13 protein-coding genes are annotated in these 14696 nt (G+C 64.8%); 7 read left to right on the forward strand and 6 right to left on the reverse strand.

The genetic code is table 11. From position 1 onward, the window contains the following. Positions 1-226: 226 nt before the first annotated feature. The 3 genes from LVJ94_10970 to hemW all read right to left on the reverse strand — a co-directional run bounded on the left by LVJ94_10970 (position 227) and on the right by hemW (position 3161). A complete protein-coding gene (locus tag LVJ94_10970) occupies positions 227-748 on the reverse strand; it encodes a hypothetical protein (protein WXB07752.1) in 522 nt (173 codons plus the stop codon). Between the two features lie 28 nt (positions 749-776). Next, on the reverse strand, positions 777-1889 hold the full coding sequence (locus tag LVJ94_10975) for a hypothetical protein (GenBank protein ID WXB07753.1): 1113 nt from the start codon (positions 1887-1889) through the stop codon (positions 777-779). Positions 1890-1970: 81 nt separating this feature from the next. Beyond that, on the reverse strand, positions 1971-3161 hold the full coding sequence (gene hemW / locus LVJ94_10980; GenBank protein ID WXB07754.1) for a radical SAM family heme chaperone HemW: 1191 nt from the start codon (positions 3159-3161) through the stop codon (positions 1971-1973). A 217-nt stretch (positions 3162-3378) separates the two neighbouring features. Here hemW and LVJ94_10985 point away from each other — a divergent pair, with 217 nt between their 5' ends. The 3 genes from LVJ94_10985 (at position 3379) to trmFO (ending at position 7504) form a co-directional block, all read left to right on the forward strand. Next, positions 3379-5544, forward strand: a complete 2166-nt coding sequence (locus LVJ94_10985; GenBank protein WXB07755.1) for a bifunctional (p)ppGpp synthetase/guanosine-3',5'-bis(diphosphate) 3'-pyrophosphohydrolase — start codon at positions 3379-3381, stop codon at positions 5542-5544. Positions 5545-5686: 142 nt separating this feature from the next. Then, entirely contained in the window at positions 5687-6091 is a 405-nt protein-coding gene (locus LVJ94_10990; GenBank protein WXB07756.1) for a response regulator, read from the forward strand. A 6-nt stretch (positions 6092-6097) separates the two neighbouring features. After that, a complete protein-coding gene (gene trmFO / locus LVJ94_10995; GenBank protein ID WXB07757.1) occupies positions 6098-7504 on the forward strand; it encodes a methylenetetrahydrofolate--tRNA-(uracil(54)-C(5))-methyltransferase (FADH(2)-oxidizing) TrmFO in 1407 nt (468 codons plus the stop codon). Here trmFO and LVJ94_11000 read toward each other — a convergent pair. Genes LVJ94_11000 through cysC form a run of 3 tightly spaced genes read right to left on the reverse strand, consistent with a single transcriptional unit; the run spans position 7496 to position 10534 of the window. Next, positions 7496-8242 carry a phosphoadenylyl-sulfate reductase gene (locus LVJ94_11000; GenBank protein ID WXB07758.1) on the reverse strand — a complete coding sequence of 249 codons (747 nt, stop codon included), beginning with the start codon at positions 8240-8242 and terminating at the stop codon, positions 7496-7498. The genes trmFO and LVJ94_11000 overlap by 9 nt on opposite strands. Further along, positions 8223-9941 carry a nitrite/sulfite reductase gene (locus LVJ94_11005; protein WXB07759.1) on the reverse strand — a complete coding sequence of 573 codons (1719 nt, stop codon included), beginning with the start codon at positions 9939-9941 and terminating at the stop codon, positions 8223-8225. The genes LVJ94_11000 and LVJ94_11005 overlap by 20 nt, the downstream gene beginning before the upstream one ends. Beyond that, positions 9938-10534 carry an adenylyl-sulfate kinase gene (gene cysC, locus LVJ94_11010; GenBank protein WXB07760.1) on the reverse strand — a complete coding sequence of 199 codons (597 nt, stop codon included), beginning with the start codon at positions 10532-10534 and terminating at the stop codon, positions 9938-9940. The genes LVJ94_11005 and cysC overlap by 4 nt, the downstream gene beginning before the upstream one ends. Before the next feature lie 157 nt (positions 10535-10691). Here cysC and LVJ94_11015 point away from each other — a divergent pair, with 157 nt between their 5' ends. From LVJ94_11015 to LVJ94_11030, 4 genes are all read left to right on the forward strand, one after another. Next, positions 10692-11315 (forward strand): XRE family transcriptional regulator, encoded by a 624-nt coding sequence (locus LVJ94_11015; GenBank protein WXB07761.1) that lies wholly within the window; start codon positions 10692-10694, stop codon positions 11313-11315. 47 nt (positions 11316-11362) lie between these two features. After that, entirely contained in the window at positions 11363-12175 is an 813-nt protein-coding gene (gene cobA, locus LVJ94_11020) for a uroporphyrinogen-III C-methyltransferase (GenBank protein WXB07762.1), read from the forward strand. Positions 12176-12469: 294 nt separating this feature from the next. Further along, complete coding sequence (locus LVJ94_11025; protein ID WXB07763.1) at positions 12470-13369, forward strand: ABC transporter ATP-binding protein; 900 nt, start codon at positions 12470-12472, stop codon at positions 13367-13369. A gap of 6 nt (positions 13370-13375) precedes the next feature. Then, positions 13376-14695, forward strand: coding sequence for an ABC transporter permease (locus LVJ94_11030; GenBank protein WXB07764.1), 1320 nt, complete (start codon positions 13376-13378; stop codon positions 14693-14695). The last annotated feature ends 1 nt before the right edge of the window (position 14696 follow it).

Genomic DNA, 14696 nt, shown 5'->3' on the forward strand with positions numbered 1-14696 from the left:
GCAACTTGCTCGCCACTTGTTCAGGCGTTCTCCACAAACTTTCCCCAATGGTCCAACCGCCAAGACGCCAAGAACGCCAAGGATCGAGGGGCATGAAGAAGCGCGTTCCTCGCGCGCTCCAGCACCCTCAATGCATCTTGGCGTTCTTGGCGTCTTGGCGGTTCGATTCGCTCGAGTTGCCCGTAGCCGGATGCGACTTCGCGACGTTCCGGCGATCGGTGCGCGGCTACGCGGGATCGAGATCGATATCGCAGTTGAGCGTGCCCCCCAGCTCCTCGAGGTTCCTGCGCAACGTCTTCACCGACACCTCGCTGGGCACGAGCATGATCAACGTCATCGTGAACACCGGCGTACCCATGAACGGCGCCGACTCGAGCCGCGTCTCCAGCTCCTCGATGTTCACGCCCTGCTCGTGCAAATACCGCGTGAGCTTGTGCACGATGCCCGGTTGATCCATGGAGTAGCTGCGCAGTCGGAACGGAACGCCGCTGCGCGGTGCGGTCTTCTCGGCACTCGAGAACTCGATGCTCAGGCCCATGCTGCGAGCCGCACTGGTGAGTGCCTTGCGCGTGGCCTCGAGCGTCTCCTTCGTGCCCAGGACGAGGGCCACCAACGCGAAGCGTCCGCGCAAGTTGATCATGCGCGAGTCGGCCAAGTTGGCGCCGGTGGCATGGACGTGCCCCGAAAACTCCGACGTGATTCCCGGTCGATCTGGCCCTACGGCGGTGATGACGAGTTCCTCGGACATGACGTTTCGTTCTCCGATCGTGAGAACGTTACTGTAGATCGTTCCGCAGGTCGGTGACACGCTGGACGGCGGCGTTGAAGCTCGTGGCATCGAGCTCCCCGTTTTGAAGCGCCGTGGTAAGGGCGCTTGCCGCGGACTGGCCCTGGCCGACGTCGCGCGCCGAACAGAGCAGCAGATCGATGCCCGCTTTGGCCGCGAGCACCCCGCGTTGTCCGGCCGTGCCGTACGCATCGAGGGCCCCTGCCTCCAGCGCATCGCTGACGATGACGCCCGTGAAGCCGAGGCGGGTGCGCAGCTCCTGCTGCAGCACGGTCGAGGACAAACCGGCTGGACGATTGCGATCCAGCGCCGGGTACACGGCCCACGAGGGCATCACCAGCTTCACCCCGGCCGCGATGGCGGCGGGGTAGGGCGACTCGTCCACGTTGCGCAAGGTGGACAGCGACGCGTTGAGCGTCACCGGCCCCTCGTCGGTGTTCTGGTTCGTGCTGGCGGAGCCGAGCCCCGGAAAATGCTTTGCCGTGGAGGCCACGCCCACTTGCTGCTCGGCCGTGATGAAGCGCTTGCCCAGGTTGCTCACCACCGCGGAATCTTTGCTGTAAGACCGCTCGTACCGGTCGAGGAAGTCGCCCTCGCGTCGGTAGACGTCGATCACCGGCGCAAGGTTCACGTTCATCCCGACGCCGCGCAAATTGTTGCCTGCGTCGGTCCCCGTCTTCGTGGCCAAGGTCGCCGCGTTCGAGGATGCGCCCACGTCCTTGGCCGACATCACGGGCTCACCCGGCAGCCGGCGAACGATGCCGCCTTCTTGATCGGTCATCAGCAGCAACGGCGCCGCAATGGGGCTCTGCTTCTGCGCGGCCACCAGTTGATCGATGACGCCCTTGATCTGCGACGGGGTCGAGATGTTCTCGCCGAAAAAAATGACGCCCGCCGCCTCGCCCGCACGGATGCGATCGAGCAAGCTCGCCGGCGGCGTGAGGCCCGGGTACGAGTAAACGATGCGCTGGCCGGCCAGCTGCGCCGGCGTCAACGCCTCCAGTTCTGCGCTCCAGGCCTCGCTCGACGCCGTCGGACCCGAGGAGCTGCAGGCGGTAGCCAGAAGGGCGGCGAGTGAAAGCGCGATCCATCGGCTCGTCATGAGCCGAACTCTAGAACATCGAACAGGTTGTGGACCGAGTATTTTCGGCGGAAAGGCGACGGGAGCAACCTGTTCGGTGTTCTAGAACAGGCGCGCCGCCGTGTCGTCCGTGAAGAGCCACGCAGGGCGGGGAATCGACAGCCGAGGCCCGTCGACGCGCAATCGATTCATCGTGACGAGGCGCTCGGCGGCGCGCCGGCGTTCACGCGGCCATGGCTCCACGTGCAGCTCCGTGGCGCTTTGCTCCAGATCGAGCCCTTCCTCCGTGCGAAGGCTCAGCATGATCCGCTCGCGCAAAAGTGCCTCGCCGTTCACCGCTTCGGACAACGTCGAGAGTCCATCGCCGTCGCCAACGCGATCGCGACGCATCGTGCGGGTGGCCTCGACGTACTTCTTCGGATCGACGGCATTGCGGTATCGCACACGCTCTACGCTGTTTCCATTCCGCACGCACCCGAAGGCCGCGCAGCCGAGCCCAATGTACTCTTCGCCGCGCCAGTAACCGAGGTTGTGGCGAGATTCCTCGCCGGGCTGTGCGTAGTTGGATATCTCGTAGTGGCGGAAACCGCGCGCGCCGAGCGCTTCGTCGATGGCCAAAAAGGCGTCGGCCGTGCGCCCGTCGTCGGCAAGGGGCAATCTTCCACGGCGTGCCAGCTCCCCGAACTGCGTCCCCGGCTCGATGGTCAGCTGGTAGCACGAGAGATGTGTCAGGCCGAGCTCGGCGAGACGGATCGCTTGATCGCGCGCATCTTCCGGCGCCTGCTCGGGAAGGCCGAAAATGATGTCCGTCGAGAGGCGTGGAACGCCGGCGGCCATCGCCCCCTCGATGGCGGCGAGAGCCCCCGCCGGATCGTGCAGCCTGCCGAGGTATCGAAGTTGCTCCTCTCGGAGGGATTGCGTCCCAATGGAAAGACGATCCACCCCCACGTCGCGGAGCGCGCCAGCGCGTGCACGATCCAGCGAGGTGGGGTTGCACTCCACCGTGATCTCGAGATCGGGCGCACACGAAAAATGTGCACGGATGGCGTCGAGCACGCGACCGAGCTCGTGGGGTTCCCAGAGGCTCGGCGTTCCACCGCCAAAGAAAATACTGCCCACCACGCGATCGCCGATGGCCTCTGCGCGTGCGTCCAGCTCCCGCAAAACCGCATCGGCGTACCCGGCATGATCAATGGAAGCGCGATCTTTCGCGTAGCTTACGAAGTCACAGTACGGGCACTTCGCGAGGCACCACGGGAAATGCACGTACACGCCGGTCTGGTTATGTTTCATCTACGAGGACCGTCTAACGCTCAAAACGATGGCAAGCACGAAGCAAATACAAGAAAAGTACGCGAAATTTGCGCTCGAGCCGCCTAGCCATCGTTCGGGGCGGAGTCCGGATGGACTCTTCAATTGCCGGGAAATAGGACGAATGTTACGTTTCCGTTTCAGCCTCCAAGCCCAGACTCACCGGACTTCGCTCGGCACCTGGCATCGAGGCTAACCAATGCTCCAAGTCGATGACCTAATCCAGCGCGTTCGTGGGTATCAGCCGCTGGCCGATGCCGAGCTGATCAAACGAGCTTACGACTTTAGCTATCGGGCTCACTCGGGCCAGGTGCGTAAGTCGGGCGATCCATACTTCGTCCATCCGGCCGGGGTGGCGGGCATCATCACCGAACTGCGGCTGGACACGGCGAGCGTCTGTGCCGGTCTCTTGCACGACGTGGTGGAAGACACGCTGGCCTCCACGAAGGATCTGGAGCGCGAGTTCGGCCACGAGATCGCCAACCTCGTCGACGGGGTCACCAAGCTCTCCAAGATCAACTTCACCTCCAAAGAAGATCGCCAGGCGGAGAACTTCCGCAAAATGGTGGTCGCCATGGCGCGCGACATCCGCGTGCTGTTGGTCAAGCTCTGCGATCGCGTGGACAACATGCGCACGCTGGAGTTCATGAAGCCGGATGCGCAGGAGCGCATCGCGCGCGAAACCATCGAGATTTACGCGCCGTTGGCCAACCGGCTCGGCATGCAGAGCTTCAAGAGCGAGCTGGAAGACCTCTCGTTCAAGTACCTTGAGCCCGAGGTGTACGCCGAGCTCGCGAGCACCATCAGCCGCACCAAGCGCGAACGCGACAAGTACATCGCCGACGTCAGCAAGACGCTGCTCGCCCGCCTGGCCGAGCAGGGCTTCGCGTGCGACGTCAGCGGCCGGGCGAAGCACCTCTACTCCATCTGGCGCAAGATGAAGGCGCAGGACTGCACGGTCGATCAGATCCACGATCTGATCGCGTTTCGCGTGCTGGTGGAGTCGGTGAGCGACTGTTACGCCGCGCTCGGCGTCGTTCACTCCAAGTGGACGCCGGTGCCCGGGCGCTTCAAAGACTACATCGCGCTGCCCAAGCCGAACATGTACCAGTCGCTGCACACGACGGTCATCGGCCCCTCGCGCGAGCGGCTGGAAATCCAGATCCGCACCCACGAAATGCACCGCGTGGCCGAGCGCGGCATCGCGGCGCACTGGCGCTACAAAGAACGAAACGGCGGCGGCGTTCCCGATCAAGACGCGCAGCGCTTCGGTTGGCTGCGCCAGCTCATGGAGTGGCAGAAAGAGCTGAAGGATCCGGCGGAATTCCTGGAGGGCGTCAAGGTCGACCTCTTCGAGGGTGAAGTCTACGTCTTCACGCCGAAGGGCGACGTGCGCGTCTTCCCGCGCGGGGCCACGCCCATCGACTTCGCGTTCGCCATCCACTCGCAGCTCGGCGAGCACATCACCGGTGCGCGCATCAACGGCAAACTCGAGCCGCTTCGTTACAAACTGCGCAACGGCGACGTCGTCGACATCATCACCAACCCGAACCAGCATCCGTCGAAAGACTGGCTCGAGTTCGCCGGGACCACGCGCGCGCGCGCCAAGATTCGCAACTTCCTCCGCACCGAGGAGCGCGAGAAATCGCTGCGTCTCGGGCGCGAGCTGCTCGAGCGGGACCTGCGAAAATCCGGTTTGAGCTTGAACCGCCTGCTGAAGAACGACCACGAGCTGTCCAAGCTGTTCGAGTCGCTCAAGGTGCAGAATCAAGAGGAGCTCTTCATCGGCATCGGCTACGGCAAATTGAAGCCGACCGACGTGCTCGCGGTGGTGGCCCCACCCGAAGAAGACGGGCGCGAGAGCATCCCGCCGGCGGACCTTCGCGAAGGTCGCATCGAGGGCCTGGTTCGCAAGGTCATCAAGCGCGACGAAGAGGGCATCCGCCTCAATGGAATCAACGACGTCCTCGTCCGCTATGCGCGCTGCTGCAACCCGCTGCCTGGGGACGACATCCTGGGATTCATCACACGCGGGCGCGGCATCACCATCCACCGTCGTGGCTGTCCCAAGGCGTTCGACACGGATCCTGCACGTCGAGTGGAAATCGCGTGGGATGCGAAGGCGAAAATCAATCGGAATGTACAACTGCGCGTGACCACCGCAAACCGCCCGGGCATTTTGGCCACGGTGGGCCACACCTTCAGCGCCCAGGGCATCAACATCAGTGAAGCCAACTGCCGCGCAGGCGACGACGGGCGCGCTGTCAACGTATTTACGTTCATATGCAGCGACATGAACCAGCTCAAGAATGTCATGAAGGCCCTACAGAAGGTGGAAGGGGTCGTCGCCGTCGAGCGTGCGTAGCGGTTCCAGAGGGCGGTCGCCTGGCAGCACCTGGGATGGTTTCAGAGGGAGGCTCGCGAAAGCTGTTCGGCGGAGGTGAAACTGTGGACCCGAGGTGCAAAGGTCGCGGTAAACTGCATTCGTGCAGCACGCGAAAAGGCACGTGACGGGTCCCCTCGACGCAGACGCGAACAGCACTCGACCCATCCTCGTCGTGGATGACGACGAAGACCTGCTCGAGGTGTTGGTCGACCTTCTGGCCGCGGCGGGATACACCGTGGGTTGGGCCCGCAATGGGCAAGACGCGCTGTCGGAGATCGAAAAGGGCGGCCTTCCGAGCGTCATCTTTCTCGACATGCACATGCCGGTGATGACCGGGGCGGAGTTCCTCGAGCATCGCATGCGCGATCGCGAGCTGCGCAAGGTGCCCGTGGTGGTCATGTCGGCCCACGCCGTGACGTTTTCCCGCTCCGCGTTTGGCGTGGTCGACGTCATCGTCAAGCCCTTCAGCTTCGACGATCTGCTGCGCGCCGCCAAAAGACACACCGGCTCTGCTATCACGCACTGAAGAACCATGAAGCACGTGCGTATCGTTGGTGGAGGCCTCGCAGGCTGCGAGGCGGCGTTTCAACTCGCGGAGCGGGGCGTGCAGGTGACGCTGCTCGAGCAAAAACCCGAGCGGAGAACGCCGGCGCAGACGACGGATTGGCTCTGCGAGTTGGTGTGCTCCAACTCGATGCGCTCCAACGCGTGGGTCAACGCGGTTGGGCTGCTGAAGGAAGAACTGCGGCGGTGTGGCTCGCTGATCCTGACGTGCGCCGAAGAGGCCCGCGTGCCGGCGGGCGGTGCGCTGGCCGTCGATCGCGAGCGGTTCGCGGAGGCCGTGAGCCAGCGCATTCGCGGGCATGCGCGCATCCAAGTCGAGCATCGCGTGGTGACGCACGTGCCGGAAGCCTCGAACGACGAGCCGGTGATCGTGGCCACGGGCCCGCTCACGGGTGACGAGCTTGCCGCGGACTTGGCGGCGAAGATCGGGGTGTCGCAGCTGGCGTACTACGATGCGATTGCGCCCATCGTGAGCCAGGACTCGATCGACGAGTCGAAGGTGTTTTACCAGTCGCGATGGGGCAAGGGCGGCGACGACGATGGGCCCGACAAGGGCGAAGTGCTTCGGGATCGCGCCGCACTCGGGGATGAGGCGTACATCAATTGCCCCATGGATGAGGCCACGTACAAAGCCTTCGTGGCCGCCGTCGTGGGCGCGGAGAAGGTGGCGCCGCGCTCGTTCGAAGACATTCGCTACTTCGAGGGCTGCCTGCCCATCGAGGTCATGGCCGGTCGCGGCGAATTGACCTTGGCCTATGGGCCGATGAAGCCCGTGGGGCTCACCGATCCGCGCACCGGCGCGCAGCCGTTTGCGGTGGTGCAACTCCGCAAGGAGGACGCGGCAGGCACAGCGTACAACCTGGTGGGCTTCCAGACGCGCATGACCTACGGCGAGCAGTCGCGCATCTTTCGCATGATTCCCGGGCTGGAGGAGTGCGAGATCCTTCGCTACGGGAGCGTGCACCGGAACACCTTCGTGAACGCACCGGAGTTGCTGGACGAGCGCATGCAGCTGCGGATGCTGCCCAACGTGTACCTCGCCGGGCAGATCACCGGGGTGGAGGGCTACGTCGAGAGTGCGGCGGGCGGGTACCTGTGCGCGGTGTTGTTGGCGCAGTCCCTGGCCGGGGATGCGTTCGTGCCGCCTCCGGAGTCGACGGCGCTGGGGGGAATCCGCACGCACCTTTCGCGCAAGCAGCCGGACTACCAGCCGTCGAACATCACCTGGGCGTGCCTTCCGCCGCACCCAAATCGGCGCCTCAAGAAGCGTGAACGCTATGCGGCCTTGGCCGAGCGTGCCTTGGTCGACTTGGGCCAATGGCTCGATTCGGCGCCGCAAGCGCGTCAAACCGGTCGAGCCGTGGTGTCAGCGTGAGGGGCTCGTTTTAGAGCTGGGACGCGCTTCCGGGGAATAGATCGCGGAGTGCAGCCCGCACTCGGTCTTTGCGCGGCCGGCCCATCGTCCAGCGCGCTCGTCTTGACCTTCGGGGACCGCGCTCGTGCATGGCCAGCACCCAATCGAGAGAAAGCGACGCGCACGAAGCGGGTGCTCCTCGATGTGGTGCCGCGCCATGTACTCGGTGGCCTCCTGGGCCGTCATGCTGGCGATGGGGTGCACCTTGACGTGGCCCTCGTCGGTCGCGAGCAAAATCGGAACGTCGGCACGTGTCGAACTTTGATCGCGCCGCAGCCCGGAGACCCAACCCCGCGCCTCGCGCAAGACGGGGGCAAGCGGGTCTATCTTGTTGATCTTGCAGCAAAAGTCGGGGTCTTTTGCTTGGATGTCCGCGCCATGTTCGACGAGGAAATCGTCGCGCGGGATCGACGGGTTCAGCGTGCGGATCGTCAGCCGCAACGACGCCGCGAGCCGATCGCGGTAGGCGAGGGTCTCGTCGAAGAGGAAGCCCGTGTCGATGAACACTACGGGCAGGTGCGGCGCCACCTCGCTCCACAAGTGCAGCAGCACGCCGCTGCCGGCACCGAAGGACGACGTGAAGAGCAGTCGATCCCCCCAGCGCTCGACGGCGTACGCGAGCCGCTCCGCATAGCTTGCCTTCTCGAGCCGCGCGTTCGCGTCGGCTAGATCGGCCTGGTTAGGCAGCGCACTCGCCATCTTTCGTCTCTAGCACGAACCCCGCGGTCTCGCCGATGTCCACCGCTTCGTTGCTGTCGGCACCGGGCGGCCCTGCCAAGCTCGCCAGTGCGAAGGTGACCCGCTTCGGATCGACGCGCTGGAAGAACTGGCGCGGGCGCTCGCCCTCTTTGTGATCCGTCTCGAAAAGCTTCATCAGTAGCACCACGGCATCGGGCACGCGCCGCGCGATGATCTTGATGACCTGCTTGCCGAAGCGCGCACCGTTTTCGTCGACCCCGCCGCCCAGGTGCAGTTGGTAAACGGGGACCGTCGTGCCGCCAAAGCTCTTGGCGCCGCCGTGGAAGCCGAGATCCGCCACGTGGTGCTGCCCGCAGCTGTTCGGGCAACCGCTGATCTTGATCGTCGTGTCGCGCATGGCCGAAAGCTCGCGCACGTCGTCCTTCTCGAGGCGTTCGCCGATGGCCGCTCCCAGTGCACGCGACGACGTCACCGCCAGGCTGCACGACTCCGCACCGGGGCACGACACGACGTCCCGCGCGGAGTGCACGCCGCTGCGCGTGAGCCCCAGCGCGGAGAGCTCCTGGTACAGCGCCGGCAGGCTCTTTTGGTGGATCCAGGAGAGCAGCACGTTCTGGTCGATGGTGGCGCGGAGCGAGCCGTCGCCGTACCGCTCCAAGATACGAGCAAGCCCGCGCATGCTCTTCGCCGTGAGCTCGCCCAGATGCAGGCGCACGTACACGGCGGCAAATCCGTCCTGCTTCTGATCCACGACGGCATTGGCCCGCCATGCGAGGAAGCCCGACGGGCGCTCGGCCGGGGGCTCCACGGGCGGTGCGGGGACGCGCCCCGGCGCCGCCGGCAACTTGAGCTCCGCGGTCGCCTCGGCGTCGACCTCCGCGCGGATCTGCGCGTACGTCTCGCGGAACTTTTCCTCGCCCAGCTTGCGCAGCACGTACTTCAGACGCGCGCGGTGCTTGTTCTCGCGGTTTCCGAGCTTGTTGAACAGCCGCAGGATCGCTTCGCCGATGCGCGCGATTTCCGTCGGCCGCACGAACTCGTGCAAGGTGATGGCCGCCTGCGGGCTCGTGGAGAGGCCGCCCGCCGCCACGACCTTGAAGCCTGGCTCGCCGTCCTTGACGGTGGCGATGAAGCCCAGGTCGTTGATCTGCGTCATCGCGCAGTCGCTCGCGCAGCCGCTGAAGGCCGACTTGAACTTGCGCGGCAGGCCGCCGGAAAGCGGATGGCGCAGGAAATACCGGGTGAGCGCTTCGGCGTACGGCGAGACGTCGAACGGCGCGGTCTTGCAAACTTCGGCCACCTCGCACCCCGTGACGGTGCGCGCGGTGTTGCCACAGGCTTCGCGCGTGGTGAGTCCCGCTTCGTCGAGCCGCCGCATCGCGGGCTCGACGTCCTTCATCTGCACGAAGTGAAACTGGACGTTCTGCCGCGTGGTCACGTGGCCGAGGTCGTGCCCATAGCGTTCGGCCACGTCGGCCAGGGCATCGAGCTGCGGCACGCCGAGGAGCCCGAAGGGGATCTTCACGCGGATCATCTGCACGCCGTCCTGCCTCTGTCCGTAGACGCCGCGCTGGAGGCGGAAGACACGGAAGGCATCGGCCCCGATTTCACCGCGCTCGAAGCGCTCGAGCTGGACGACGAAGTCGTCGATGTCTTTGGGATGGGAGTAACGGGGGAGGTACGGTGCTTGTTCGCTCATGATGGACTCGCCGCGTCGCCGGGCGCCTCGGCACGAGCCCATTCGGATTCCTCGAGGTAACCGAGCTCGCGCAGTGTGATGAGAATCTGGGAAAGGGCCTTTTCGACGGAGATCGTGCTGGTATCGAGCGTGAGCTCGGCGGAAAGGGGGTGTTCGTAGGGGTCGTTGACCCCGGTAAATTGGGGGATCTCGCCGGCGAGGGCCTTCTGGTAGAGGCCCTTCACGTCGCGCTTGATGCACTCGTCCACCGGGGGTGCGACGTGCACCTCCACGAAGGAGCCGATGGTCGCTCGAGCCCGGTCGCGCGCCGCGCGGTACGGTGAGATGGCGGCCACGAGGACGTTGACCCCGTTGCGTGCGAGAAGGTGCGCAACGAAGGCGATGCGATCCACGTTAATGTCGCGATCTTCACGGGAATAGCCGAGCCCTTTGGAAAGGTGCGTGCGAACGATGTCGCCATCGAGCAGCTCGACCTTCTTTCCCGCGGCCCGGAGCCGGGGGAGCAAGGCCTCGGCCAAGGTGGACTTGCCTGCGCCGGAAAGCCCCGTGAACCACACGACCGCCCCGTTTTTCGAGGTTTGTGTACCGGACATGCCGTCTGTTCAGGCCCGTTGAGGGACCGGCCTCCGATTCCAGCGTCCGTCGCGGCTTCCCCGCGATTCCGTGTCCTCTTCCATGGTAGGGTGCGTCTCCAGCGGCGGTGTGGGTTCTGCTATACCGTACTTTGAGTCCACAATAATGGAGGACAGGTTGGCTGTTCGCAAGGGCAATCCGGGAGCGCGTGCACGTGCCGCCGAGGCATTGGGTGATGACATTGGTGCGGCGGAGCTGGGGCGGCGGGTCGCCGAGAACCTTCGCCAGCGGCGCAAGGCGCGCGGCATGTCGCTCGACGATCTGGCTCAATCTTCGGGGGTGAGCCGCGCGGCCCTCTCGCAGATCGAGACCCAGAAGTCGAACCCTACGCTGGGCATCCTCTGGAAGATCGCGGTGGGGCTCGGCGTGCCCTTCGCGGACTTGATCGGGGAAGCCAAGGGCGGCGTTTCGATTCTGCGGCGTGGGGACGCTCAAATCCTGCGTTCCCTCGATGGAAAACTGGAAAGCCGTCCGCTCGCGCCCGCTGGGGCGTCGCCGGTGGTGGAGCTGTACGAGCTCCGTCTGTCCGCCCGTTCGACCCACGTGTCGGAGGCGCACGCGCCGGGCACCCATGAGTTGGTGGTGGTCCTTACGGGCTCGCTCCGACTTCGCGTCGAGGGGGAGGCCTACGATCTTGTCGCGGGTGATTCCATTTCGTTTCCGGCTGATGTCGGGCACGCGTACGAGAACCCCGGCGGCTCCGAAGCGCGGTACCACAACGTGATCGTTTACGAACGATAGCTTCGGCGCGACTTGCTGCATCGCGGCGAGTTCGTTATCTTGAAGCCGTGTTTCGCGATACTGGATACCGCCGGATGCAACGAGGCAAAGTTTGGCTGGTGGGCGCGGGCCCTGGTGATCCCGAGTTGCTCACCGTGCGCGCGCACCGGCTGATCGCGAACGCGGAGACGCTTGCGTACGACGAGCTGGTTTCGCCCGAGATTCTGGCCTTGGCGCCCGCGGGTGCGGAGCGCATTCCGGTGGGCCGTCGCGGCGGCGGCTGTCGCCATCACGAGGCGAAGATTCACCCGCGCGTGCTCGAGCTCGCGCTGGAGGGCCGTGAGATCATCCGCGTGAAGGGCGGCGATCCGTACATCTTCGGGCGCGGCGGCGAAGAGGCCGAGGAGCTCTTCGCGGCGCGCATCCCTTTCGAAGTGGTTCCCGGCATTTCGGCGGCGCTGGGCGCCGCGGCGCGTTTGCATGTGCCGCTCACGCATCGCAACGTGTCCTCGTCGGTGACGTTCGCCACCGCGCACGCGGCAACACCGGAGGGCGAAGCCTCGCTGCCGAGCTACCTCCCCACGGACGGCACGTTGGTCTTCTACATGGGCCTCGGCAAACTAAGCGACCGCCTCTCCGAGTTGGTGCGCGCCGGCCGTCCCGCCTCGACCCCCGCCGTGGCCATCGCATCCGCCACGCTTCCCAACGAGCGCTCCGTCTTCGGCACCCTGGGCACCCTCGCCGAGTTGGTCCAAGCCGCCAACCTGGAAGCCCCCGCCTTGGTCATCATCGGCGAAGTCATCTCCCGCGCCGTCGCCAGCCCCGAGACCAAAGACGCCCTCCTGGGCGAAATCGCCAACTACGCGCTGATCTCGGGCTGAGTCGCAGCGTCCACAGAGAGAGTTCACAGGAAGACGGGAAGTTTTTTGGATTGTGGGACTGAGATGAGAGGAAAACCTCTCGATCCTTCCTGCCTTCCCGTCTTCCTGTGAACCTGCTTTTTCTTCGGAGGCGTTCGCGAGGTTGGGATGAGCTCGCGGACACGTGTCCGCGTACGACGGACAGTTGTCCGGTCGGTGGGACGCGGCGTCCCGCGATTGGGACGGTTACTTCGCGTTAAGATGGGGAATTGGCGTTAAAGCGGACGGCACGCCGGTTGCTCAAGCCCGCACACGATGAATCCACGAAAGGGCGACCTCTTTGTGATCGGGGCGATCATACTGGCGGTGAGCCTCGTGTTCGCCATGCCCGCGGTGAGGCGTTGGGCGCGCGCCGATCTTGCGTATACGGTGCAGACCTCGGGGCATCCGGCCCGGTTGTCGTTCGAGGTGGGAAAAAGGAAACTCGTCGTCATGCTCCAGATGACCCGCATCAAGAAGATCTATCGAACGGACCTCGTGGAGACGCATGCCCTCTCCGACCTGACCTTGCACGTGAAGGCCGGCGAGTTCGTGGCGGTGATGGGGCCGTCGGGGTCGGGCAAGACGACATTTCTCAACATTGCGGGCCTGCTCGACAACTTCAACGAAGGCGAATACCGGCTCGACGGGCAAGACGTGAGTCGCCTCTCCGACGATGAAATGTCGCGCATCCGAAATGAGAAGATTGGCTTCATCTTCCAGAGCTTCAACTTGATTCCCGATCTGGACGTCTTCGACAACATCGACGTGCCCCTGCGCTATCGGCGCTTGCCGGCCTCGGAGCGCAAGGACCGCATCACCCGCGCCTTGGAGCAGGTGGGCCTCTCCTCGCGCACGCACCATCTGCCCTCGCAGCTTTCCGGCGGGCAGCAGCAGCGCGTGGCCATCGCGCGTGTGCTCGCGGGCGATCCGAAGCTCATTTTGGCCGATGAGCCCACGGGGAATCTCGACTCGCTCATGACGCGCGAAATCCTCGACTTGCTCGAGCGCGCCAATGAAAAAGGGACCACCATCGTCATGGTTACGCACGGCGCCGAGTGCGCCGTGCGGGCGCACCGGCTGATTCACGTCCTCGATGGGCGCGCAGTGGAGGTCGAGCGCGCGCCCTCGTTGGTGAAAGGTCAGGATCTGCGGCTCGCTGCCGCGGTGGGGTGAGCGTCCGTGTTCGGGTATCACCTCAAAATGGTGGCCCACAGCCTGCGGCGCAGCCCCGGCTATGCGCTCCTCGTCATGGCGGGCGTCGCACTCGGCGTGGCCGTGGCCACGATGTTCTCCACCGTGCGGCACACGTACGCCAAGGACCCGGTGCCGTCGAAATCGAGCGTGCTCTATTACGTGCGCCTCAACGCCTGGGATCCCGTCCTCCCGCACGAGAACGGGATTCCGCCGATGGTCACGTACATGGATGCGACGGCCATCACGAAGTCGAGCATCCCCGTGCGGCAGTCGCCCATGTTTTCCTCGGAGCTCATCGTCTCCCGCGACGACGATCGCAGCCATCCGAAGCGTGAGTCGGCGCGTCCATGCTTCGGCGATTTCTTCGCCATGTTCAATGTGCCCTTCAAATATGGGGCGGCATGGGATCGCAAGGCCGACGAAGGACTCGAACCCGTGGCCGTCTTGAACGAGGGCCTGAACGAGCGGCTTTTCGGGGGCGCCGACAGCGTCGGAAAGCGCCTGCTCATCGACGGGCGCACCTTTCGTATCGTCGGCGTCTTGGACCGATGGTCGCCCACCATCCGCGCCTACGATCTGACGGTCGTCGACAAAGCCACGGCGCCACCCGAGTCCATCTACATACCGTTCCACTTCTTGCGTCCGATGCAACTTCGGAGCGCGGGGTCGTTCCAAGGCTGGAAGGTCGAGCCGGCACCCGGCTACGAGGGCGTGCTCGCCTCGGAGGATACGTGGCTCCAGGTGTGGGTCGAGCTTCCGAACGTGGAGGCCGTGGACTCGTACAAGCGATTCCTCGATGAGTACGCGATGGGCCAACGCAAGGTCGGCCGTTTTCTGGCGCGCATGGACAATCGCGTGACCCCACTCCTCGATTGGATGATGGAGCGGCAGGGCATTCCGCCGGAGACCGATGCGATGACGCTCGTCGCAGTCCTTTTCTTCGTCGTGTGCTCGATGAACTTGATGGGCGTGCTCATGGCGAAGTTTCTCGCTCGGGCACCGCAGATCGGCGTGCAGCGTGCATTGGGGGCCAGCAAACGCGATATCTTCCTGCAGCTCGTTCTCGAGTGCGAAATCATCGCCGTCGCGGGCGGCATCGCCGGCGTCTTGCTGGCTGCCCTCGCGCTCATCGGGGTCAATCACTACGCGGAGGACATCTTCTATCGCGACGATCTCTTTCACATCGATTGGTCCATGCTTTGGTTTGCCATCGTCAGCTCCCTCGTCGCCGGATTGATCGCGGGGGTGTATCCCGCCTACCGCATCTGCCGCGTACCACCGTCCGTCTACCTTCGGCTGCAGTGAC

It is taken from the genome of Sorangiineae bacterium MSr11367 (genome assembly GCA_037157805.1).
GTDB lineage: Bacteria > Myxococcota_A > Polyangia > Polyangiales > Polyangiaceae > Pendulispora > Pendulispora rubella.